This is a genomic window from Shewanella sp. NKUCC05_KAH (assembly GCF_019345585.1).
Taxonomy (GTDB): Bacteria; Pseudomonadota; Gammaproteobacteria; order Enterobacterales; family Shewanellaceae; genus Shewanella; species Shewanella oncorhynchi.
In genome coordinates, this window is the sequence record NZ_JAHKQZ010000018.1 from 24,447 (window position 1) to 47,285 (window position 22,839).

Consider the following 22,839-nt stretch of genomic DNA (forward strand, 5'->3'; position numbering starts at 1 on the left):
TTGTTGTCTACATTCTATGACTGTGCCACTTGTGGTAGTTCAGCCATTCAAACGAATCTAGATACAGACTTCATTTGATTTTTTTCAATAAAAATCAACGTCGTGGAGTTTCACCCCACACTTGCAGTGTGCTATCTCTCAGCGGCGTGCGTAAACCTAACTTAGTGCAAATTCAGAGTAATATTTTGGTAAAATTGATTACTTCAAACAATATTATGCGTGGCTACTTATTTGAATTTCATAGATTCATTATGGGATTCGTAAGAGACAATTATCATCAAGGATTCTATTTGATTACAGTAAGACCTGTTACTCCATATTATCATAGGATATTGTCATCACTAGACGTAAAAGCTCTGCTACGGGTTCAAATAGGCTCTCTGGAATCACGTCTCCTGCCTCAACGTGTTTAAATAAGGCGCGGGCCAATGGAATGTTCTCGACAATTGGCACCCCAGCTTTCTCAGCTAATGCCACTATGTGTAAGGCCATGTGATCTTCGGCTTTTTCAAGCACTTTAGGCAACGGCGTCTCACCTTCACTATAATACAAACACACGGCAATGTGGGTTGGATTACGCACAACCACTGTGGCTTTGCGAACGTTACTGGCAAGACTACCAGACGCCACTTCTCGCTGGGTTTCGCGGCGTTTTTGTTTCATTTCGGGGTTTCCTTCAGAATCTTTGTATTCTTGTTTGGTATCATCTTTGGACATTTTGAGTTCTTTCATTAGGCTATATCGTTGAAATGCATAATCAGCGATCCCAAATATTAAGTAACATCCTAAAAAGCTGCCCCAGAGCCAAGTGATCATGGTCGAAATCACACTGATACCGCAGGCTTCTCCGCATAAAGGCAAGTATTGAAAGGCGTTAACGTAACGATGGAGCAGATAGTAAAACACTAAACTCAGCACTGTGACTTTAACGAGATTTTTAGCGAGCTCAAACAGACTTTTCAGTGAAATAAGTTGCTTAGCATTATTCATGACATTGAGTTTATCCATGCTCGGCATTATAGACTCAGCCGCCCAAACGGGACCTGTTTGGACTAAGTTCCCCACCACTATGGTAAACACGAGTACTAATGTCAGCCCACCTAAAAAACGTAATGCCAGCATGGCGAAGGTACCAACGATTTGCTCGGCCGCAGTTTCAAGGGGAAGATTGATGGCGTGAATGGTTAAGTCGATTAACGCCATAATGGCTTGGACGAGTGCAGGCCCTTCGTAGAGAAAGTAACCGAGAATGATCGCCATCTGTAACCCTGTGACAATTTCAGCACTTTTAATGACCTGGCCGCGATTTCTCGCTTCTCGTAAACGTTTTTCTGTGGGTTTTTCTGTTTTCTCGGCCATAAGTCATATCCACCAGGGGCACTAGTGCCCTGCTAAGAGTCCAAACAAAATATCTACGTGCTGCTCTACCCCAGAAATGGTCTGCAGGTAATGGGACAAAGCAAACTGTAAGCTGTAGATCAATAACAGTAAGACCAAAGCGCTTTTAATGGGCATAGACAAAAAGAAAACGTTTAACTGCTGCGCCGAGCGGTTTACTAGCCCTAAGGCTACGTCGACTAAGATCATAATCACCATGGCGGGCATGGCAAAACTGAGACATAGTTGGCACATCAATTGCCACTCATGGGCTATAAACACCATCAAGGGCTGGCTTAGCGTTAAATTAAATCCTGGGGGTAATTGTTGATATGACTGATAAAGTGCAGTTAGCAGAAAATTAAAACCACCCGAGACTAAAAACAGCACAGTAAGAACTTGAGTAAACAGCATGCCATAAATCGATGATTGCAGTCCCATCAATGGGTTAAGTACAGTCGACATGGATGCCCCCCGCATTGTGTCAATTACAAATCCCGCCATATCTATGGCCCAAAAGGGAATGGCGGCACAGAAACCGAGTAACATGCCTACAATAATTTCTTTGCCAAATAGGCTGATGAGCATCCAAGTGTCGGCCTGCTGCAGTATCGGCTGCATTTCATCCATTGCCAGCACAGTAGGTAAAGCAAACATTAAAATCAGACTATTACGGATTAATGCGCTCCCCATTGCCCCCCCTTTAAATAAGGGTAATAGCAGCATCATGCCTAAAGGGCGCATCATACAGAGTGCCAACACCGGAAGCTGTGCTGTTAATAGGTTGGGTAGCAGAGTTGTCATCACTACCCCCCCATTTGGCTAATTTGATCGAAAGCCATGCTGGCGTAATTCAACAGTGAACTACCCATCCAGTGATAACAGACCACAAGTGTCACGCACACGGCGATGAGTTTGATCAGAAACTGCAATGTTTGATCTTGGATTTGGGTTAGGGCTTGAATAAGGCTAACCAAAACTCCGACAACTGAGGCCACGATAACAACAGGTAGCGACAGCAGTAACACCATCCACAGTAGTTCAGAGGTGAAATGTACTATGATAGTTTCACTCATGAGAATGACATCATTAGTTGACTGATCAGTTTTTCCCATCCACCCATCAAGATAAAAATCAACAATTTGAACGGTAGGGCTATCGTCATGGGGGACACCATCATCATGCCCATTGCCAGTAAAATATTGGAGACGATAAGGTCAATTGCGACAAAGGGAAGATAAATGAGTAAACCTATCTTAAATGCCTCTATGAGCTGACTCATAGTAAAGGCTGGCACCATCACTAACAGTGAGTCTTTGGTCAGCACTTGCTGATACTTTTCGGGCCAGACCTTATGGCCAATATTGGCGAAAAATTCAATCTGAGTATTGCTGGTATTTTTTTCGAGAAATGCGCGGTAGGGTGCTATGGCTTCAGTGTTGATTTGCTCAAATACATTGGGTGCATCGAACACTATAGGAGTGGCTTTTAGATTGTCATTGATTGCCATCCCCACGGGTGCCATGGTGAACAGAGTGAGAATTAATGCGAGGCCGTAAATTGCCATATTGGGTGGGATCTGCTGGATCCCTAAGGCGTTACGTAACATAGAGAACACAATTGCCAATTTCAAGAATGAAGTGCCCATCACGGCGAACAGCGGCAGCAGTGACAAGCAAAACAACATAATGATCAATTGGATTGGATGGTCGAGTAAGGTCATGGAAACCTCCTTTGTGGCTAGGGTTCCATCATGGCGCGCTTTGTGATTGACCTGTATCAGGTGAAGACCTTAGCTAACTAAAAACCGCTGACATATCCGTAAAAGCAACACAATTCCCCTTATACTAGAGCCTCGATTTGTGCGAGTAATCCCGACTCTCCACGCAGGAGATGAATACTTGCCAGAGTTTGGTACAGCTCTTGACCGTACTGATGACTGAACCGTCCTAAACGCACTTGATTATTCAGCGTAACCTCCAGCGTTAACTTGTCACCCGTCATCATAGCGCCGAGCTTAGCCAGAGGCAGACTCACTCGACCAATATCGGCGATCAAAGGGGGCTGAATAGCGTCCATCTTAGGCAATAAAGACACAATTTCGAGTTGTGCTTGAGGACCATCAATAGGGGTGATGAACTTGATCTTAGCCAACGGTCCATCCGCCCATAACAGCGCTTCCCCCTGCTCGATTTGCACATCACCATCGAGCCATAACCCCCCGCCTATTTCGGGTAAGTCAGGTGTAGACGTTATTTGGGGCACAAAACCGGCCACTAAACTCAAACTAACATCCACCGTTTTACCAGAGAATGCTGACCATGACTCAACTTGGCTCTGCCAGTCCTCTTGCGGCCAATCAACTAAGACACAAGCCAATTGAGTGGCACTCCCCTCGTCGCCCTGTTCCAATTGCGTAGTTTGAAGCGTTAGCACGGGATAAATATCTGGCACCAATCCAAATGGCTTAGGGACTTCTTCGAGGCAATCGACCAACCATTCACCCGCTACATCAAATGCTGCCGCACTAACACAGGGCAATAAATCACAAGCAATCTCAGCCGAGGAAGTTACACCAGTCACTGCGGTTACCCACAGTTGCCAATCCTGTTTAGAACACCACAGACCCGATCCTGATGGAGCATTGCGTCTTTGCCAGAATACTCCATCGCCCCCGATACGCGTCAGTTCGATTTGGCAAGCTTGCTGTGCTAGGCCACGTCCTATGACTTGGCTAGCATTGATCAGTTTATTGATGTTCATTCATCTACCTCGTCACTGCTGTGTTGGTTGGCATAAGATCTAAATGAATAGCAAAGCGTCGCCCTTGTAGTTGCTCGCTGAGTTGAGGTAAGAGTCTTGCGAGCAGTTCCGATTGACGCGCTGTCTTAGGAAACAACTGCAATTGAATTCCTCGTGGTTGGTAACAGGCTTGGATCACTAATCCCATCATAGGGCCATTGAGCAAGCGATAGCATAGTTGCTCACCTTGCCGGATTACTTCGGCCGCTCCTTGTCGGTACACACCACCATCGCGGCTGAGTAGTGCCTTAGCGGTAAGCCGATCTTTGGTAGATAGAGTGTTGTCATCTTCCTGTTGACCGCAGAAATAACGGTTAAACAAGCGACGCATTTCTGGATCCGACTCTTGTCTGGCTTCGACACTGGGGAAAGATATTTTCGATGTTCGCACTATCGCCATAGGATTATTCATCGACAACCTCCTGCAGTTTTTGTTGGGATTTAACTAACTGAAGAATCGCCTGCTGCATATGCACCATAGTGGACTCCAACTGCTCTTTTTCTATTACCAACATCTCAGCAGTTTCGGCTAATGTTCTTTCTTTTTGGTATTCTTTCATTAAGGTCAATTTAAAAGTGATTAGCTCAGTTGGAGTTAATATTTGTTCTGGCATCTGCTGCAGACGCAGCCGATTAGTTTGCGCTTGCCGCTCGAGATTGATGAGGATTTGCCTATCAAGTAGCTCCCTGAATTTTTGCCTATGTAAGGCTAGCTCTCGGCGCAATTTAGCTTCTTTGTCACTACGAATTGCGAGTAATCGCTGTAATAATTGCTCATCTTTCGCTGTAAGTTGGGATGGGTTCATTCTTGAGTTCCTCCCATTAATGGCTTAAAAGCAATAATTTCAATTTTTGTAGTGTCTCTTCATAGGGACTGAATTCATTGACTGATTGACACAAAAACTGCTGAATATCCTGATGGCGAGCCACTGCTTCATCGGTTTCTTGATCTTCACCTTGCACGTATTCACCCACTCGGATGAGTAATTGAACCTCTTGATACAATGCCAGTAACTGGCGCATCTTGGCGGCATGACACCGCTGCTCAGGGCTAACAATCTGATCCATTACCCTGCTGACACTGGCATTGATATCAATTGCAGGGTAATGGCCCGCTCCAGCGAGTCGACGTGATAGCACTATGTGTCCATCAAGTAAGGAACGAACTTCATCGGCGATAGGTTCATTCATATCATCCCCTTCAACCAGTACGGTATATATGCCAGTGATACTACCTTTGGCAGCGGGGCCAGCTCGTTCGACTAAGGCCGATAAATTGACAAAGACACTTGGAGGATAACCGCTAGACACTGGGCTCTCGCCAGCCGCCAACGCAATTTCCCTCGCACTGCGGGCAAATCGGGTCAGTGAATCCACCATCAACAGCACATTCTTACCTTGATCGCGAAAGTACTCAGCAATAGTCGTTGCCGTTAGTGTGGCTTTCATTCGCTCAAGCGGAGGACGATCCGATGTAGCAACCACCATCACAGTGCGTGCTCTTGCCTCTGGCGTGAGGTTATATTCGATAAACTCACGGACTTCACGACCACGCTCGCCGACTAAGGTTAGTACAATCACATCCGCTTGGCAGTGCGCGGCGATCATGCCAAGTAAGGTACTCTTTCCCCCTCCTGCTGCGGCAAAAATACCAATCCTTTGGCCGATGCCACAGGCGAGGGCGCTGTCAATAGCGCGGATCCCCATGGGCATGACAGTATCAATAAGTTGTCGTGATAATGGATTAGGTGCAGAACCTTGGTTAGGCCTTAATGACGTTGCAGTCAGTCCATAGCCATCCATAGGAGCACCAAGGCCATCGACCACTCGACCAAGCAAGCCTTGACCTAAGGGGACTTGATGCCCATGGCCTAAGGTTTCAACTAATTCTCCACTGCATAGTCCCGCCGTAACGTCGAAGGGCGATAACAGGGCTTCATCGCCTTTTACCGCAACGACTTCGGCGCTGAGGCGATTACCAATGAGACAAAGCTCTCCTTGATGTGCACCGGGCAAAGTTGCACGCACGAGTGTGGCCCCCACTTCTTGAACTTTGCCGAAATAGCGAACCGATGGAACAGGCAACAAACTCTGAGTGGCGAATAAACTAGGTTCGAGTTGTGCATAAAGTGTTTCTTTACTGGGTAATTTCATCTATCGCCTCCATTAGCTTGCCAGTGCGGCATCGAGTACCTCACCCACTAAGTCCACTTGGCCTATGACTTTTATTTCTGCATCGTCGCCTAATTCCTGAAACGACAAAACGGGTGTGCTAAATAACTCGCGTTCTACGATTTTTCGCAGGTAACGACGCACATCGAGCGAGGTCAACAGTACACAGGTTTGTTCCGGTGGCAGCTGTTCTTGAATGCAGGTTAATATTTGCTGAGTTTGTGCCATGTCCAAGGCCGAATAAGAGCCAGCAGTCGATTGTCGTATCGATTCACGGATCACATTTTCAATTCCTTCTCCAACCATGAGCACAGCGATCCAACCTTGTGGGGTAGCAAACTTGCGGCGAATATGACGGCGAAGCGCAATCCGTACATACTCAGTTAACATGATGATGTCTTTCTCCTTTGGCACCCATTCGACTAAGGTTTCAAAAATAGTTCGTAAATCGCGCACCGAAATCCCCTCTTCAACTAAGCGTTGTAGGATCTCGGCGACCTTTCCTACTGACAAGAGGCGTTGAAGTTCCTTGACGAGCTCACCGTAACGAGCCTCCATAGCATCCATTAAATACCGGGTTTCTTGTACACCAATAAACTCCCCTGCATAGCGGTCGATCACTTTACCCATCACATAAGCGGGAATTTGCTCATCACGACAAACAGCTAAACCTTGGGCTTCCGCCTGTTCAAGCGCATTACCTTTGATCCAATGCAATCTTTGATTACTAAAAGGAATGGACTCGACACGGCATGGAATCGTTGCGATGGAGTCAATCAAAAGGGCTTCCTGTGGTACTAGCTGCAATTGCAATACAGATTCTTGGTACAAGAGCACATCACAACAACCTAGGCTGCCTTTCTTCGCTATTTGTAATTGGATTTCCGGTAATGGCACGCCTAATTGTTCAAACCATTGCCAACGCAGTTTTTGCAGAGCCTCTTTAACCCCATGGATAGGCACATCGGCTCCAAGATATAAAATCAGTGGTACAGCCCCTGGTGCCATATTGTCGACATTGGCCGTGTCACTTTTGCCTGCTTCAGTGAAATGGCTCTCCTCTCCTTGAGCACTTGCTCGTTTTTGCTGACGCTTCAACCACAATGAAGCCCCTAAAACGACCGAACCGAGTGTGCCGAAGACTAAAATTGGGAAGCCAGGGATTAAAGCAAAGATGAACATGACTATCCCGGCCATTTGCAATGATGCAGGTTGACGCCCTACTTGCATCACTAATTCGTTGGCTAAATTCTGTCTCTGCTCTCCAGGAACTCGGGTCACAATTAAGCCTGCAGTGACTGAAATCAGTAACGAAGGTATTTGGGCTATCAAACCATCCCCGACAGACAAGACTGCATAGGTATTTAATGCTTCGGCAGCCGACATATTGTGCTGCATGACACCGACAGCGATACCACCAATGATATTAGTTAAAATGACAATAATACTGGCTATGGCATCGCCTTTTACAAACTTCATCGCGCCGTCCATCGCGCCATAAAGCTGACTTTCTTTCTGAACTTGTGCCCGTTGACGCTTTGCCTCTTTAGCGTCAATGATGCCAGCACGCATGTCACCATCGATACTCATTTGCTTACCAGGCATACCATCGAGGGAAAAACGTGCACTCACTTCCGCCACCCGCTCAGACCCCTTAGTGATAACGATAAACTGCACTATGGTGATGATGGCAAAGATAATAATTCCGACCGCTAAGTTGCCGCCGACCACGAAGTTACCGAAGGTGTATACAATATCTCCAGCATCATGCTGCAGCAAAATTAAACGACTGGTACTGATAGTAAGTGCCAGACGATATAAGGTTGTGATCAATAGTAGGGATGGAAATACTGAGAACTCTAAAGGGTCACGGATGTATATGGCGATCATCAATAACACTATGGACAAGCCAAGGTTTAAGGCAATTAATACGTCGATCAAAGGTGTCGGTAGAGGCAAGATCATCATAAATACAGCTACCATTAACATGGCACTTAAGATGATATCGTGACGCCCTGCGGCTTTACTTAACCAACGACTGATGAGGTTCATCATTGACCTCCTATGAGCATACGATTTAGGAATTTTTGTTGCAGTTGGTACAAGTGGTACCAATCATGACCCTGGTGTGTCGATGGACAGAGGCAACTGATCATTAAACGGTTTTTGACGATGAACAATCGCTGAACTCTGCCCGCAAAAGCTTCTGGATGCCAACGTGATAAATAAGGTTTGAGATCACGTGCGGGAGTGTTAAGCAACCAAGTCGTCATCAATAATCGTCCTTGATGGCACTCGAGTAACACTCCGTGTGGAGGCCAATGGCATTCAATGCGTTCCTCAAGCTTCACAGGCCAGCGATTCACTAACCGAAAAAATTGTTCGAGGTTGCGCATTAGTAGTAAATCCATATCGCTTCTCCAGCATTAACTCTCGGTCTTATCATCTCCCAGACAATAAAAAGCGGGTATCAGGTGAACACCTGAATACCCGCAAGTACTAAGTCAACAGCGATTCAACCACTATGGATTATCGAGAAGAGTTCTCCATCAATAAGGCCGCATCGATTTCTTCCATACATTGCTGTAATTGTGCTGGTACTATGTCAAGTTCAGCAACCCATTTCATAGCCCGCTCGACTGTTTTCTCCCTGTCTATTGCTTGATTAATTTCTATTTCGTGACTTTTATCATTGGCATATTGTTGCATGCTCTGAACAAAGATCGCCTGCTGTGCATCACTATCGAGGCCGACTAATTGCGGCAGTAAATGTGCTTTTAGCGCGGCTTGGTGTTGTTCAAGCCCCAATACATCCGCCATCGATTTGGGGATTTCTGGGGTGCCTGATACGCTGTGGGCAATTGTCTTAATTATTGAAGTTTGAGATACGGGAGTATGACCCAATTGCGCGAACGCTTGCTCAATTCGTTTTTCTGTCATTTCAGCCTCGGCCGCGCGGGCAGTATCGGCCATGCCTAAAAAATTAGCCCCTTGCAATGTCGACACCACAGCCTTGGAAAAATAGGCGCCTGCCATTAATCCTCCCAGTCCAAGCCCCACAGCTGCCACTATTCCAACGCCACCAGTCCCTAAGGTAAACAATGCCGCCGCGATCGCTCCCGCCGATACCACAGAGGCAACCACAAGTGTCGTCACCACAGCAAAGACTTTGGCTCCCGTTGAAGCATGTTTCCACCAATTAACGATATCTGTGAGTGCACGCTTAACTGCACCGACTTTACCTACTTCAAAACAATCACGGGAGACTGTACCAACATCTTGCAGGGCCTGCCGCTGTAGCATATAACCAGCGATGGCCTCGCCACGAGCACTAAGTCCGCCTTCTGCCTGCATGCCTTTAATTAAAGCATTCACCATAACTTCACTGCTACGATACGCACGCATGTTATTGGCAAGCTGACGTTCTGACCAAGTTTGCAGGACGCCGCCAACTAAGCCGACGACAGGTGTAGCCATCCCTGCGCCAGGAAACATCATCCCAAATACACCGCTTACTAAAGGCCCACCTATGCCTGTATTAGCAGCCCCTTTCGCCCCACCCGCAATATACGGCGCTAACTGTGCCATGTGTAATAACGCAATCATTTGCGGTGTCATAGCGAAATTCGTTTTATCCGGCAGCTCTTCTCTCTTACCTTGCAGAATATCGTGCACTTGGTTTTGTACCGTCCCGGTTTGCCACACTGTGGTGACAGTGTTAACCAGTTCCATTCCAAAAGTCCCTGGGTTGGCCAAAATAATATTGTAGGCTTGAGTTAAATTGCCTGCGAGCTCACGTGCCTCGATCGGATGTGCCATCGACCAATTATGCAGGTCGCCCAGTGCAGCCATCATGTTTTGAGGCGAGGTTAAAACTGACACATTTGCTACGCTAGCTTTCGAGTCTTTAACACTTGATGCTAAAGCGAGATAAGCCTCCGCGACACTGCTCATGTTATTTTTGGCCAACTGTCTAGATAAAATAAGTTCTTCTAAACTTGGACGATATTGGGAAGACCAATTGCCGACAAACTTTTGCACTAACCAACTTTGCCATGCATGCCCACTCGCCATCCCCCCCTGATCTGGATAGCCGCCATTATTTTTTGCTGCAATTGTGGCCTTTTTCAGCTGTAACAAACCATGTTGGTAGGCATCATCGAGATCTTCAATAGAGCGATTAACTTCGGCTAACTGGCGAGTCACAGTGTGAAAAGCTCGCAGTTCAGGGGAACTTGCCTCAGGTTCGGCTAAAGTGAGTACTAGCCCTTCACCATATAACTGCTGTAAATGTGCGGTCAATTTTTCCAGTTTAGCCGATAAAAGATGCTGCTCTTGAGTTAAGGCGCGCACTTTTTCATTATTAGTTTGTAATTCAGAAAGATGGCTAAGAAAATAACTTAAATTGACCTCGGCACGTTCAGCATTTGTTTCCCTCCTAACTTGCGCGAGTTGCTGGGTTAACGCTGACAATTTAGCGACATTATTTCCCGCTATCACTAGCACATCTTGTGCACTCTGCAGTCGATTGAGTCGCTCAACTAAAGTTCGGGTCGCATCTTGATCCGCACTAATTTGCACTAGCTCTTGGGTTAGCTGATTGCGCACCGTCTCAGAGGGAACAGCCGACAGCAACTCAGTCACGGCTCGGTGATAATCATTACACAAGGCAAGACGTTCGGTCAGAAAACTGTGATAACGAGCTTGATCTTGCTCAATCTGTGAGACTAGTTGCAGGTTGTTAACATCATCAAACAACGAAATATCTTGCGAATTATTTGGGCTAAAGCTGATGGAGCTCACTCCCTCGAACCAATTAAGATGATGCTGAGTTTGTAGAACTTGCTGCGCTAAACTTGCCACTTGAGGTGTTAAAGTATAGCTATCGAGCTCATTTCTTAGTGTCTGCTCAAGGTCGAGATCATCAAAGTTAACAGGCTCATCGAACTGTAAACGACTGCCTTTCTCGACATATTCTTGTCCGCCAAGATACAGTAATGTTGCGGTGAGATCTTCGAAATGAACCTCTTCCCCAGAAGGGTTGATAGCCTTATACAATATAGTACTGAGTTGGGTTCCAGCCTGTTTCACTGCAGCTAAATGATCTTCGATTTTCACTTGCTTGCCGACAGCGATTAGCGCTTGTTCGCTAAGATTACTGGCCCGAGTAAGGCAGTCGGCCAGTAAGGTTTGTGCTTGTTCTAGCTGGATTAGATGTTGCTCGGCTTCGGCCTGTTGCGCTTCAAATGGAGTCTTAAATGACGAACTCATGGATAGAGGTTCTTGTATGGGGTTTAGCACAAACTGGTTAATAAGCAATACTAAGCTTTTGATCTCTGGCATTATTTTTTTTTGCCCTGAGACTTCGCTGATGTTCTCCTCATTGAGCATAGAAACTAAGCTTGCCGCTATATATTCAACTCTCTCTGTCTGACTGAGTTCATTTTGCATTAAAGGGGAAAACAGTTGATAACTACTCACTAAAGTATCCGCTGTCAGTTTGTTTTGTAGTGAATAGGGAAGCTGGGCATGAAACTCAGATAAGGCTAGGCGCATCGGGGTCGATGCTAATAAGGCTTGCTCAAATGTCTGCATTGCCGCCGTAAACACATCATATTGCGATAATCCCAGCTTGACTTCGGCCAGTAGCGGCGACAGAACACTGCTCTGCTCCACCGACAAATTAGCTTTCAATTCAGCGACTAGGGTTAAAGCCTGCTTAATTTGCACTAGCCCAAATTTGACATGATCACGCATTGCAGTCAGTTCATCGCTGCTAATCAAGGGATCTCGACTCTGATTTAAGTTCTGTATACATGTCACTAGCTGAGTGTCGCTAAGTACTTGATTATAATTTTTAATAGCTTGTTGTAAGGTTTTAATGGGTTCAGGTTCTGAATACACCCAAGACGCCAGCCAAGTTTGAGTGGTCGGCATAGTTAACTTTTGAGGTACTGGTGTAGTTAACAACTGCTTAAGGCATTGATTCTGTGTGTGTAAAATATCCTGTGGCGTAATAAGCTGCTGGCTTAAAATATGGAAAGCCGTTCCCCTGATGTCTTTATCGACGGATATAGGTTCTGCTGAAGGTTTAAGCACTGATGGGCTGAGTGTTTGCTTCTCCGACGATTTAGACTCAATCCCGCTCTGGGAAGGTAAAGCAAGAACTTTGAGCGTATCTTCATTAGTCTCGCATATGTTTAAAGGAGGGAGCGGCATAAATGCTTCACACCGTTCGGTGAGTTGCTCGATCGTGCGCAGAGTTAATGGAGTATGACCGGACAAATCGACAGCATCTACCATATCCAGTGCAATATCATGACCAAATCTTACCGCCAATGCCTGCAAGAACACGCCCAACACTTGCTTATTATCGAGTGACAAGCCATTGACATAATCTTGGACCGCTTGGGTATTTTTGAGTAAAGGAATATGGCTCAGCATGCTAAGTAATTTTTCTTTAAAGCCTTCTTTGGCAACTATAATCGTCGGTATACCCTCGGGGGTATCGACTAAGGAAAGACGGCCGTCAAGCTTAGCCGCATGACTAAATGCACTGATATCTAAGGCCATATTATTGCCCCCCCGCACTAAGATTTATGGTATTTATTGATGAGGTTGTCCCAGTCATTTCGGTTTCAACATGGCTCTGCAGAGCTTGATACGTGTCGACTAAGTCACCGAGAAATTCGCTGAGCAGGGGGGAACTGGCTGGCATAGGAATAAATGTTAAATATAACAAAGCATCGGACTGAGGCTCATAGCAGATGCAGCCCTTACCTTGTTCGGCAAGTTTGAGATTCAATTGCAAACAAGCTTGCCAATAGTGGTTTTCAGTCAGCTGCGGCTTCTGAGCGAGCATGCAATAAAAGGTCCATTGCGCATCGCCGTAACGTATAGAGATCATTAATTTTTGATCTAGCATTAGCAGACATTGTCCATTAGCATCAAACACTAATGGTAAACCGAGTGCTAGGCCGAGCTGAGCTAGTAATTGGTCATGTACATTCATCTAGCGTCCCCTCAATTGGTGAAAGTGTGACCTTGATGAAAGTTTGTCCTGAGTCAGGAGGAATGAATATCAGGTGTACACCTGAGACTAATCGAGTTCTAACTTAAATACCTGTTGTATTACGGGCCAGTGTCGAGTCTTATGCGGCAAAAAATCTCGCAGGTCAATCAAGCAACCATGCGTCAACGAATGGACAGTATAGGTATTGCACATGGTCTGAATGTAGATCTTTCCTGCAATATCATCACAGTTGCCTGAGTTCTGCGTTACGCTAACATTAGCAGATGCTCATTATTCCTGATCACACCAGTCATCGAGTAAGCCCAACATGGCCTCTTCAATATGTTCTTTCTGTTCTGGATCGCGAAAACATGCCAGAGGAATAATACTCAGCAGTTCCCGCCAGCGCCGCAGAAATCCCAATCGTCTTGCAGACATTAAAGGTAATAGTCGTATTTGTTCATCTATCCATTGGGGATACACCCAAGCTTGTTCTGTCAGTTGTAACGTGACTTTTAACACTTGTTCACCATCAAGCTGAGTCGCACGGGCGAGCATATAGCAATGTTCCTCTATCGTAAGAAAAATAAGCAATCGACGTAAGTCATCTACCGCTGCTGCTATCTTGACCATATTTCTCCCGCTGTGCTGATCGCTCAGAGGTTCAGATAGTGCTCTAAGCAACACACGGATCCGCTTACGGCGGTCAGGAAGATGCTGAAGTAATTCAAACCATTTGGCTAGGCCGGCATCGCCTCGAACCGCTTGTTGATAAAGTTGTTGTAAGGCTTGCAGACCAGCATGATCGAGTGCAACGCCTTCAAGGGCGGCAAATAATGCTATTTCAGCTCCTTCTTGCGAGAGTAATTCTGTCAGTAATTTGCGTAGCTTATTATGGGCGGATTGACCTAATTTTCCTGACATGACTAGCGCCATCATTAATAGCATCATGTTACCGCTGTCTAAACCCAATTGTTTAAGTTGCGAGAGGATCTCATCACCATCGCCTAAGCTCGCAAACTGTTCGGCCAGTTTATTGACTGTGCTTGCTTGCGTGTCTCCTAGTTGTTGCAGTAACTGCTCGAGTGCTGTAAATCGGGGATCTGTTGGCTCTTTACCTGAGGTTAACTTTTTCAAATGGCTGCTTAATCCGAGACTTAATCCTTCCATGGTCTCTTCCAATGCTTCAGAACGCACTTCCGCTAATTCTGCGGCCGCCATGTCTGTTACATTGTTTGCCGGAAACACTTGTCCATGGGTTTCGTTAACACTCGCTGTGTTATGAAAATCCACTGCGTTGGCACCATCGATACGCACCATAATAAGCTCCTTAGCCAACGCCCTTTAATGGTTCGGGGACAAACGCCGCCAGTAATTGCTGTAAGTGTTCATTAAGATCAATTTTAGCTGTCATAGTCGAAGAACTTAATTCGGCCTGTCCAGAGACTAACTCCGCTGATACTTGCACTGTCATACGGCCATCGAATGCCTTGGCTAGCGCGGCAAAATCATCATTTGAAACCAGCAGTGTTAAGGCACCTTGCCCTACTCGTTCACAGACTTGATCGGATAACCGTTTGATTAGAAATGCAGACAACTCATGTTCTTGCATCCAAGTCGTCAGCACTTTTTTAATTTGCTCGGCAATATTGGCATGTAATTTATCGGTAAGCGATTGAATTAACTGGGCTTCGTTATAATGCCAGCTAATGGCCTCATCGATGGCCACAGCTTTAGCTTGCTGTTGCCACTGTGCGCTAAGCGCTTGGGCATCCTGTTGTGCTTGCTCTAGTATCTGCTCACTACGAGTTTGCGCGGCATCGCGTTGACGGCGGGCTTTTTTGAGTGCTTTGGCAATTCGCGTACGAACTAAGTGTTCCATATCCGCTAACTCACTCGCCCGATGTAACGCTGTGGCGCTGATCAAATGATGGCCTTCACGACGGAGCTCGCAAGGGCGTACCTCAATTAAAAATGGGTTCATAATAGTCGCTCCAATCTCATTAACCAGCGAGGAATATCTAAGGAAATAGGTGCTAGGGAGTCCGCTTTACATGGCAATGTTGCTTGCACAGGTAAGGTCAAGGCTAATGCCCGCCAGAACGGTTTGTTTCCCCATAATTGTCCTATCAGGTTAATAGCGCAGGTCTGGGCTACGCCAACTAACTCTGTCGCAGTCACTTCGTCTCGATAGGCATATGTTGTAAGTTGGGGCCTCTGGGGCCACAAATTCCAAATTTGTTGAATTTGTGCGTGGCTTAACTCTTGATGCAAGGCATCACGATATTCACGTAATGATACATAATCAGGGCGGTTGAGGAGAAAGAGCCCCAACGCCGTCACTATGGCACTGAGTTTATGCCGGCAGGCTAACAGGTTAGCCTCGAGCTCATTAAATTCCTTTGGTAAATCTTGACCTGCCAAACCATAACGGGAAACCACAACTGCTTCGATTCGCTGCGCTAATCGGGTACCCGCTTGATACTGTGCCTGCCAAAGAGTTAATTGTAATTCTTGCCACCAGCTCGGATGCATAGTCGCAACAGGTTGCCAAACGAGACGATTGAAGGCCAATAATGCTGGTGATACAACTCGATTTAACTTGTTTTGGCCAGTAGCTTCGACCCGTATTAGTGGTAGATTAGGGGTCAAGTCCTCCATAGTTCCTCCAGAAACAACAATTGTTATGGTTACTTACGTCTCATCCACCACATACCGCCTATGCTGAGTAGCATTATTCCAGATAAGCTGATCACTAATGGTAACTTGTACGCTTCGACCTGGGCGAAAAATTGAGATGAACTACTGCTAGTGGGCTGGGTAATTGCTTGATAGCGATAACTCGCAGCTTGCAAAAAGACACTGATATTGTCGTAACTCAGTCCTGGAACGGCATTCTGCACTAAGCTCTTAATCTGATTTTCCGTATTTGTTAAGTTAGCCTGAGGTGAATATTTAATGTATACGGAGGCCGACTTAGTCTGTGCAATCTGACGCCCTGAGTCGGGTGCTGGTTCAGCAATAGACACCCTAGCGCTAATCACCCCATCCATACTCGACAAGGTACGCTCAAGTTGTTGCTCTTTTAGATAACCCATTTTCGCTTCCTCTTGGGCGGGTGAAGTCACTAACTGACCCGAAGGGAACAAATCCTCGATATTGGCATAATGAGGTTTAGGAAAGCCATTTTGCCTCAGTAATTCAACGGCATTGATAAATTGATCTTTATCTATTTTTAAGGACACATTACCTGATTTTTGATCCGCTTCAGCACTGGCATCTATGTGATTAAGCATCAACAGGGCGACCATTTGATTCGCTTCATCTTGTGGAAGATCTCGATAGAGATCGACTTTGCATCCAGTCAATGCGACGACGAGCAACAATATTGACCATTTAAAATGTTTCATTGCATATTCACCAATTTGTTTATGGATTGGGAGACGGCGCCCGCAGTCTTTGCCGCCAGATCGACCTCAACTATGGCTTTACCCATCAAAAGCTGTCCGCCTAACATGGCCTCTGGAGAGGGTGAGTGGCCGACTCCGTGACTTTCAGCACTCTGTATCACACCTTGTAATGAACCCGAAGCCTGTGGCTGAGTTGCTATGTTCACCGCCTGACTTATATCCGATCCCCCTAATTGCATTAATTGTGAAAACTGGCTTGCTAAGTTAGGGTCTGCTTCTGTAGTTTTGCTGGCTTGCTGGGTGACTTTAGCAAGCTGACTTAGGCTATGAATTTCCATTGGAACCTCCACGTAACATCTGTGAAATAATTTCACTCCGCCCAGCTGTTGGGCCTGAACCTGAAAATAAAAACCTTAATCCTTGGGCTGCTTCAGTCTGACAAGAAGCTAATTCCCTTAATGCTTTAGTATTTTCATTTAAACCAAAGTAAATAAGGCTGGCACAAATATGTCTGTCTTCATCATCACTAATCAGTTGAGGAAAAATGGCTAGCAAAGCATAGGCTTGCGATGTTAGACCATGGTTTGAGGCAGCAATAGCAGCCTCTACTAACAGTTGTTTATCGGCACTGGTTAACATAATTTATCCTTGCAATCGAAGGGGGTTAAATCTTAGAAATGATCCCTTGGATCATGTCTTTAATCGCTTTTATCATGGCACTCTCATAGCCGACAAAGTTAGAGTATTGCTGCATGGCAAATTGGGCTTTGATCATCTTGTCGGGATCGGTCAAATCGCCTGCAGACATCTTGGCCTGTACCTCTTGAGCTGAGCGCGTCGATAGCTGAGACAATTGATTAACTATGGCACTTAAGTCCATGGGACCTCCTTATACAAAGGTTGCACGCAGTACGGTTGGGCTGCATAAATAACGTTTCTTAAACGATTCGGTAAAATGTGCGTGATTACTAAAACCACTATCTAAGGCAATATCGGCGACTTTTTTCTCAGTCACTATCAGTTGCTGACGGGCATAACTTAAGCGCCGTTCTAACAACCATTGCTTTGCCGATACACCATAGTTTTTATAAAACAAGAAATTGAGTCGGCGTACTTCAATGCCTAAATTTTCGGCAAAGCGTGTGACTGGCCAAGGTTGCATAAAATTGCCCTCAAGATAGCTCAGCATCTTGTCGTTATGGGCTAAGAAGTAACGCATTAAACCGGAAAAGTAACGGTTATCCATGCCAAGACAGTACATAAAAATAAACTTAATCAATAAATTATGATTACCTTTCAACTGTTCAATGACATTGCTTAACTCATCAAATACAGGGAGTATTTTTGTTGATTCAGGTTGAAATCGATTCATCTCAGCACTCGGGCCAATCAGATCGGCAATTTCGTGAAATAATGCGTGTAGCTCACCTGGATAACAAAAGATGCTCATCCAATTGTCACGACTCAAAGCAGAAGCTGTTGCCTCCTCAGTGGTTACAACTAACTGATTACTGCCGACCGCTAGGTTTTCACCCTGATAGTGGATTTTCCCTGGCTGTCGAAACAAAATTATTTGTATTGCACTCATATGGATTAACCCTTACTGCAAACTATGATTCATTGTGAAACGCGAGCGGATAGGTTGACATCAGGTGTTAACCTGAGATCTGAATTCGCTTAAATGCAGCTGCGTCAACAACGACTTATGAGAAACTAACCCGTGGGATAAGAATCGAAGGAACGACTAAAAAAGAAAACGATTGATATACTAGCCAGCATCCTTGCTGACGGTCCGTAATGACTCAGACTAAGCCACTGCGTAATGCATTAAGATCTTGACCCCGTTGAACTTGTTTATGAATTAGCAGGAGGTCATACACTTTATGGTCAATTTGTGCAGAACTAAAACTATGGCCCTCTTTTCCGTATAAGCCCTTTTTTTCAATATGTTTATCGACGACCCGATTCATTTTCTCGGTCAAACAATGGAGTGTTTTTAAGACTAATCTATCTCTAACTGCGGTCATTATTGCGGGATCTACGTGTTCTACTCGATCGAGATGTACTCTATCGACTAGGACCCTTGCGGTGCTCTCAAGGGCACTCTTGCCTGCACTGTGTCTATCGATTTCGAGCATAGTAGCGATATCAGCCAGTACCTGTTTGTTCACCTTAGGACTCGCAAGATAACTGCCATGCTGGATCAATTTGTCTAACTTTAGGGCTGCATAGCATAAGATGTGCTGCTTAGCGGCATCTTGCTTATCAGCTTGCGTTCCCAGGGCATTAAACGCGGATTTACATGCTTTTGCCACCACAGTATCCCCGTCTCTGCTAAGCCATAGTGCATCAGATAATTGCGTAATGTGTTGGTCTTTAATCGCTTGTCTTTGAGTTATCGCTTGATCTGGCGATAACCGAATTGCTTGCCTTGCGTTCTCTGAGGGAGAAAAACGGCCTAACCCAGTCGCTATGCTAGCGTTAAAGGCGTTACTGCTTAACATATTGTCTCCTCGCTATATTGTTTAAGAACTGTTATTGATTTAGCTAAAGCTATTATTTCTAGCTCTCGCAGGCTGTAATTCTGCTAATTGCTGCTGTAGCATTTGTAGCTGCTGCATCACGCCTGATAGTTGAACGTTGGATTTATCGAAGCGTGACTGTAGTTGCTCAAATTGATTTTGACTCTGCAGTAGCAATCCCTCTTTCTCTGCAAGTTGTTGCTGTAATGTTTGATTAGTTCCTCTGAGTCGCTCACTCTGTTTCATACGGATTTCAGCATCAAATTGCGCCGTTTTTTCATTGGCTTGGCTCTCTTTCAGTGCTAACTGCGCCTCACTGAGTTTCATATTGCCTTGCTGTGTAAGGGCAGAGGCTTGTAACTGACGCAGTTGGTATGCTTTTACGCTAGACACTTCTGCTTCGAATGATTTATTTTGAGAAGTGCCTTTTAACTTATCCAGTACCTTGGTCGAGGTATGGTTCACTAAACCGATAACCCCTTCTACGACAGGTTCGGCGCTTCTACGGGCCATATTCACCATATTAACTGTGCCAGCAATATGCGCGGGAAGAGAGGGAGGAGATACCACCGCACTCCATAAAGTGCCTACTGCTAGCGCAACTCTTGAGCTAATGGAAACGGCTTTGCCCCACCACTGTGCTCTATCATCATTTACCCCCATCTTGCTTAACAAGATATTTAGCGCATTAGCAATGGAATCGCTGCCCATGGCGAGTCCTTCTCCCCCAGCCGCTTTACTACGCCAGTCAGCAAAAGCACAACCCGCGTCGGCGACCGCTAAGGTAAAAGCAACGCCAGAGGCTATCAATAAGGGAACCCCTGCCCCCCCCGTGAGTATTGTGGCAGCGATAGACACGCCAAGCGCAATACCAGCAAAAGCCACCGAAGCGAGCTTACTAAAAAAGCCGGACTTGGCCAGATCTACCCCCACTTTTTTAGCCTCATCGGCAGCCACTTTAGCTTCATCCCGAGTCAGTTGTGCCTTGGATTGAATATCAGTGACCTTACCGTCGACTTCAGAGCTCAGGGGCACTTGTTTGGGATCAAAACTGCCTAATTGTGTTTTTAACAAGGCGCGGGCCGAACTGACTAAATCTAAACTACTTAAAGTCGGGGATGATAAAGGAACATGTGTTAACTCATTCATAATAAACCTCTTTCAATAATATAAATGAAGATTGCAAATCCTATTGTCTATTGATTATTGAGAGCACTAAGCAATTGCTGTGCTTGCTCCCCCACAAAATGGTGCTCTGGCTTACTGTAGCTCTGTGAGATAGCCATCTGTAACGCTTCGATTGCCGAGGCGTCATCATCTAAGCTCAGAAAGCACTGCGCAATGCGGAAACTCGCGTCGGGAGAGCAGGCATCCATCACGAGTGCATAACCATAGAAGGTCAAGGCATGCTGGTATTCACCTAGCCAATGTAGGCAAGACCCCAGTCCAAGATGAAAACGTCTATCCCAAGGCTGATGCATGACCAAATAGGTAAAATCGACAATCGCTTCTGCGGGTAAGCCTGCCTGATATTTACTCGTACCTGATAGGTAAATTAGCTCGAGATCTTGACTCGTTAAGCCAGCTTGCTCAGCTAAGGTCTGTTGTTCGACTAAGGCTAACTTGCAGGCTGCTTCAAGCTTTTCAAAATCTAATTCAATCTCTTTATTTATCATTTGAGGTGCCTTTAGCGGTTCAATTTAAATGCATTTACGGGGATCCACTCGACAATGCGAAAATCTATCCATTAGTATGAAAAAAAAGATGATGCTCACTCGTTTTTGGCTAGGTAAATGTTCACGAATAAGTGTCTTAAATCGGATTGCTATCCTGTATCTGAATAACGAGAAAATCGTAAACTATCCGATTGAATGCCTTATCTACTTAAAATTTCGGCAAGTCTCCTGTGGTATGGAGTGTGATAGGTGCTAGGTCTCGGCCCTGAGCATTATATTGGCTATCTAACGCGGTGCGATCCTCAGGGTGCTGAAGATCATAGCTTTTACCATTTTGTCCATCGACCAAAAAACATTTACCCGAATCGAAGTGAAAAAAATTCATGGCATGGGAATCTTTTCCCCCACTGACAGGGACAGTGACTATGGCTCGCTTTCCTTGAGGCAAGGCGCTAAATAATAACGATGAGACAGACTGTTCAGGCGATAACCCTATCGTTTGGCTCTGAGCCGTAACTTGACTGATAACACCCGCTCTCGTGTCTATCGCTTCCCAAAACTTGAGCGGAACGACGCTATCATTTTGTCGAGTCAACATGAGTCCCATATTGACATCGACAGCCTTAGCGCATGTTATACAATTACGTAATGCAATCGCACCTGAGTTGCGTCCAACAAGGTAGTCGAACGCGTTCTGCATGCCTCCGTGAAATTTATACGGGTTAGCTTTAGTCGCGAGATAATGCAGGCCTTCATTGATATCCAACTGAAGTAATTTATAACAGTTATCACCTATGGTGGTGGTTTGGTGCTGCCCTATACCTTGGTAGAATGTAGCTTCATCGGCATAAACATCCGCTTGGGATTCGCCAAGATTAATATCCTCATCGCATAAAACAAAATCATCGAAATTGTCTAGTTGCGGTGCATCTTTGGGGGCGGGTAAACCATAAAGAGCCCCTAAATTGGTATTACCTACTTTGGCCTGATATAGCACTCGTATTAGCCCTTCATCCTCCATGCCATGAGCAGTAACGTAATTAAGTAATTCGTAACGAGATGGTGTGACGGCATAACGCAGAAAATTATCCTCACAGCTCATAAAACCTTTAGCCACCAAGTCGCCAATATTTTTATAATCACTTGAAGATAAAGCATTTTTAAGTAAACCGCCGCGAAATTCACCATTTGTTTCAGCGCGATTAGAGAAGGTCCACTGAAGATCGCCAAATTGAGCGACAAAGGTCGCAGCTTCGCTATCATTAGGGAGAATTCCAGTAAACTTTTCGCTGCTAAAGCGAGGATCTGTCAAGCTATTTCGCAAGGCTTGTTGTACAGCTTGATTGTCAGACATACATTGAATATTGCCTTCAATATACTTTTCCAGCGTGAGTGAAGAGGCCATTTTTCGTAAGTCATCACTGGCCGTTATTGTGGTTTTCACTGCGGCAACTTGATAGAAATGTGTGTCTATATCGCGGTTATCCGTTTGATAAATTGTACGGCCACCAATACTTAGCAACATACGCCATTGCTCACCATTGTCGCCTAGAGCTAATTTAAATTTAGTTTGATGTTGATCGACCGCTAAATTACGTAATGCACAAAACCTTTGTGCCACTTGGGAAGGAGTGAGCACGCCAGGCTGGGTTACTTGCTGGTATAAAGCTTGTATCGCTTCGAGTTTCACGCCACCACGAAACCAATCAAGAATTTTGTCCAGTAAGCCCATTTTCCCCGCTTCATCTAAAGTGTTGGCGGTGAGAACCCGCTCTAAGCGGCTCTCGTTAAAGTGATAGGTATGTTGCCTACCTAATGCGACTTCGACAGTCATAATCTTTACCTCTTAATTGACCATGCTCATGAAC

The 22,839-nt window shown here is 45.5% G+C and carries 24 protein-coding genes; all 24 read right to left on the reverse strand.

Annotated elements, in window-relative coordinates; all coding sequences use genetic code 11:
• Positions 1–309: 309 nt before the first annotated feature.
• The 24 genes from KO533_RS15985 to KO533_RS16100 all read right to left on the reverse strand — a co-directional run bounded on the left by KO533_RS15985 (position 310) and on the right by KO533_RS16100 (position 22,805).
• The gene (locus KO533_RS15985; RefSeq protein WP_131525061.1) at positions 310–1,359 is read right to left on the reverse strand and encodes an EscU/YscU/HrcU family type III secretion system export apparatus switch protein; all 1,050 of its coding nucleotides are present in this window, start codon (positions 1,357–1,359) and stop codon (positions 310–312) included.
• 21 nt (positions 1,360–1,380) lie between these two features.
• Positions 1,381–2,181: a type III secretion system export apparatus subunit SctT gene (gene sctT / locus KO533_RS15990; protein ID WP_028761721.1), complete on the reverse strand. Its 801-nt coding sequence runs from the start codon at positions 2,179–2,181 to the stop codon at positions 1,381–1,383.
• 2 nt (positions 2,182–2,183) lie between these two features.
• Entirely contained in the window at positions 2,184–2,453 is a 270-nt protein-coding gene (sctS, locus tag KO533_RS15995) for a type III secretion system export apparatus subunit SctS (RefSeq protein WP_012197161.1), read from the reverse strand.
• Positions 2,450–3,100, reverse strand: a complete 651-nt coding sequence (gene sctR / locus KO533_RS16000) for a type III secretion system export apparatus subunit SctR (protein ID WP_012197160.1) — start codon at positions 3,098–3,100, stop codon at positions 2,450–2,452. Before sctR ends, sctS begins: the two co-directional genes overlap by 4 nt.
• Positions 3,101–3,219: 119 nt before the next feature.
• Positions 3,220–4,140, reverse strand: a complete 921-nt coding sequence (locus KO533_RS16005; protein ID WP_219255092.1) for a hypothetical protein — start codon at positions 4,138–4,140, stop codon at positions 3,220–3,222.
• Between the two features lie 4 nt (positions 4,141–4,144).
• Positions 4,145–4,591: a hypothetical protein gene (locus KO533_RS16010; RefSeq protein ID WP_168826782.1), complete on the reverse strand. Its 447-nt coding sequence runs from the start codon at positions 4,589–4,591 to the stop codon at positions 4,145–4,147.
• Positions 4,584–4,985: a hypothetical protein gene (locus KO533_RS16015; RefSeq protein ID WP_012197157.1), complete on the reverse strand. Its 402-nt coding sequence runs from the start codon at positions 4,983–4,985 to the stop codon at positions 4,584–4,586. Before KO533_RS16015 ends, KO533_RS16010 begins: the two co-directional genes overlap by 8 nt.
• Positions 4,986–5,001: 16 nt before the next feature.
• Positions 5,002–6,333, reverse strand: coding sequence for an EscN/YscN/HrcN family type III secretion system ATPase (locus KO533_RS16020; RefSeq protein WP_028761718.1), 1,332 nt, complete (start codon positions 6,331–6,333; stop codon positions 5,002–5,004).
• Between the two features lie 12 nt (positions 6,334–6,345).
• Positions 6,346–8,406 (reverse strand): EscV/YscV/HrcV family type III secretion system export apparatus protein, encoded by a 2,061-nt coding sequence (locus tag KO533_RS16025; protein ID WP_269319663.1) that lies wholly within the window; start codon positions 8,404–8,406, stop codon positions 6,346–6,348.
• Positions 8,403–8,762 (reverse strand): type III secretion apparatus, encoded by a 360-nt coding sequence (locus tag KO533_RS16030; RefSeq protein ID WP_012197154.1) that lies wholly within the window; start codon positions 8,760–8,762, stop codon positions 8,403–8,405. The genes KO533_RS16025 and KO533_RS16030 overlap by 4 nt, the downstream gene beginning before the upstream one ends.
• Positions 8,763–8,880: 118 nt before the next feature.
• Positions 8,881–12,924, reverse strand: coding sequence for a type III secretion system effector BopA family protein (locus KO533_RS16035; protein WP_219255094.1), 4,044 nt, complete (start codon positions 12,922–12,924; stop codon positions 8,881–8,883).
• Position 12,925: 1 nt separating this feature from the next.
• The gene (sicP, locus tag KO533_RS16040) at positions 12,926–13,363 is read right to left on the reverse strand and encodes a chaperone SicP (RefSeq protein WP_173246799.1); all 438 of its coding nucleotides are present in this window, start codon (positions 13,361–13,363) and stop codon (positions 12,926–12,928) included.
• A 291-nt stretch (positions 13,364–13,654) separates the two neighbouring features.
• Positions 13,655–14,683 (reverse strand): TyeA family type III secretion system gatekeeper subunit, encoded by a 1,029-nt coding sequence (locus tag KO533_RS16045; RefSeq protein ID WP_219255096.1) that lies wholly within the window; start codon positions 14,681–14,683, stop codon positions 13,655–13,657.
• A gap of 10 nt (positions 14,684–14,693) precedes the next feature.
• On the reverse strand, positions 14,694–15,347 hold the full coding sequence (locus KO533_RS16050) for a type III secretion protein (RefSeq protein WP_012197150.1): 654 nt from the start codon (positions 15,345–15,347) through the stop codon (positions 14,694–14,696).
• A complete protein-coding gene (locus KO533_RS16055) occupies positions 15,344–16,024 on the reverse strand; it encodes a type III secretion system domain-containing protein (RefSeq protein WP_173497238.1) in 681 nt (226 codons plus the stop codon). Before KO533_RS16055 ends, KO533_RS16050 begins: the two co-directional genes overlap by 4 nt.
• Before the next feature lie 29 nt (positions 16,025–16,053).
• Positions 16,054–16,773, reverse strand: a complete 720-nt coding sequence (sctJ, locus tag KO533_RS16060; protein ID WP_219255098.1) for a type III secretion inner membrane ring lipoprotein SctJ — start codon at positions 16,771–16,773, stop codon at positions 16,054–16,056.
• Entirely contained in the window at positions 16,770–17,111 is a 342-nt protein-coding gene (gene sctI / locus KO533_RS16065; RefSeq protein ID WP_131525054.1) for a type III secretion system inner rod subunit SctI, read from the reverse strand. Before sctI ends, sctJ begins: the two co-directional genes overlap by 4 nt.
• Positions 17,098–17,412, reverse strand: coding sequence for an EscG/YscG/SsaH family type III secretion system needle protein co-chaperone (locus KO533_RS16070; protein WP_012197146.1), 315 nt, complete (start codon positions 17,410–17,412; stop codon positions 17,098–17,100). The genes sctI and KO533_RS16070 overlap by 14 nt, the downstream gene beginning before the upstream one ends.
• A gap of 25 nt (positions 17,413–17,437) precedes the next feature.
• A complete protein-coding gene (sctF, locus tag KO533_RS16075) occupies positions 17,438–17,653 on the reverse strand; it encodes a type III secretion system needle filament subunit SctF (RefSeq protein ID WP_012197145.1) in 216 nt (71 codons plus the stop codon).
• Between the two features lie 9 nt (positions 17,654–17,662).
• Positions 17,663–18,361 (reverse strand): helix-turn-helix domain-containing protein, encoded by a 699-nt coding sequence (locus tag KO533_RS16080; protein ID WP_012197144.1) that lies wholly within the window; start codon positions 18,359–18,361, stop codon positions 17,663–17,665.
• Positions 18,362–18,575: 214 nt separating this feature from the next.
• Entirely contained in the window at positions 18,576–19,277 is a 702-nt protein-coding gene (locus KO533_RS16085) for a hypothetical protein (RefSeq protein ID WP_219255100.1), read from the reverse strand.
• Positions 19,278–19,316: 39 nt separating this feature from the next.
• Positions 19,317–20,444, reverse strand: coding sequence for a hypothetical protein (locus tag KO533_RS16090; protein ID WP_219255102.1), 1,128 nt, complete (start codon positions 20,442–20,444; stop codon positions 19,317–19,319).
• A 47-nt stretch (positions 20,445–20,491) separates the two neighbouring features.
• Complete coding sequence (locus KO533_RS16095; RefSeq protein WP_173246820.1) at positions 20,492–20,971, reverse strand: SycD/LcrH family type III secretion system chaperone; 480 nt, start codon at positions 20,969–20,971, stop codon at positions 20,492–20,494.
• A gap of 208 nt (positions 20,972–21,179) precedes the next feature.
• Positions 21,180–22,805 (reverse strand): hypothetical protein, encoded by a 1,626-nt coding sequence (locus KO533_RS16100; protein ID WP_219255103.1) that lies wholly within the window; start codon positions 22,803–22,805, stop codon positions 21,180–21,182.
• Positions 22,806–22,839: the final 34 nt, after the last annotated feature.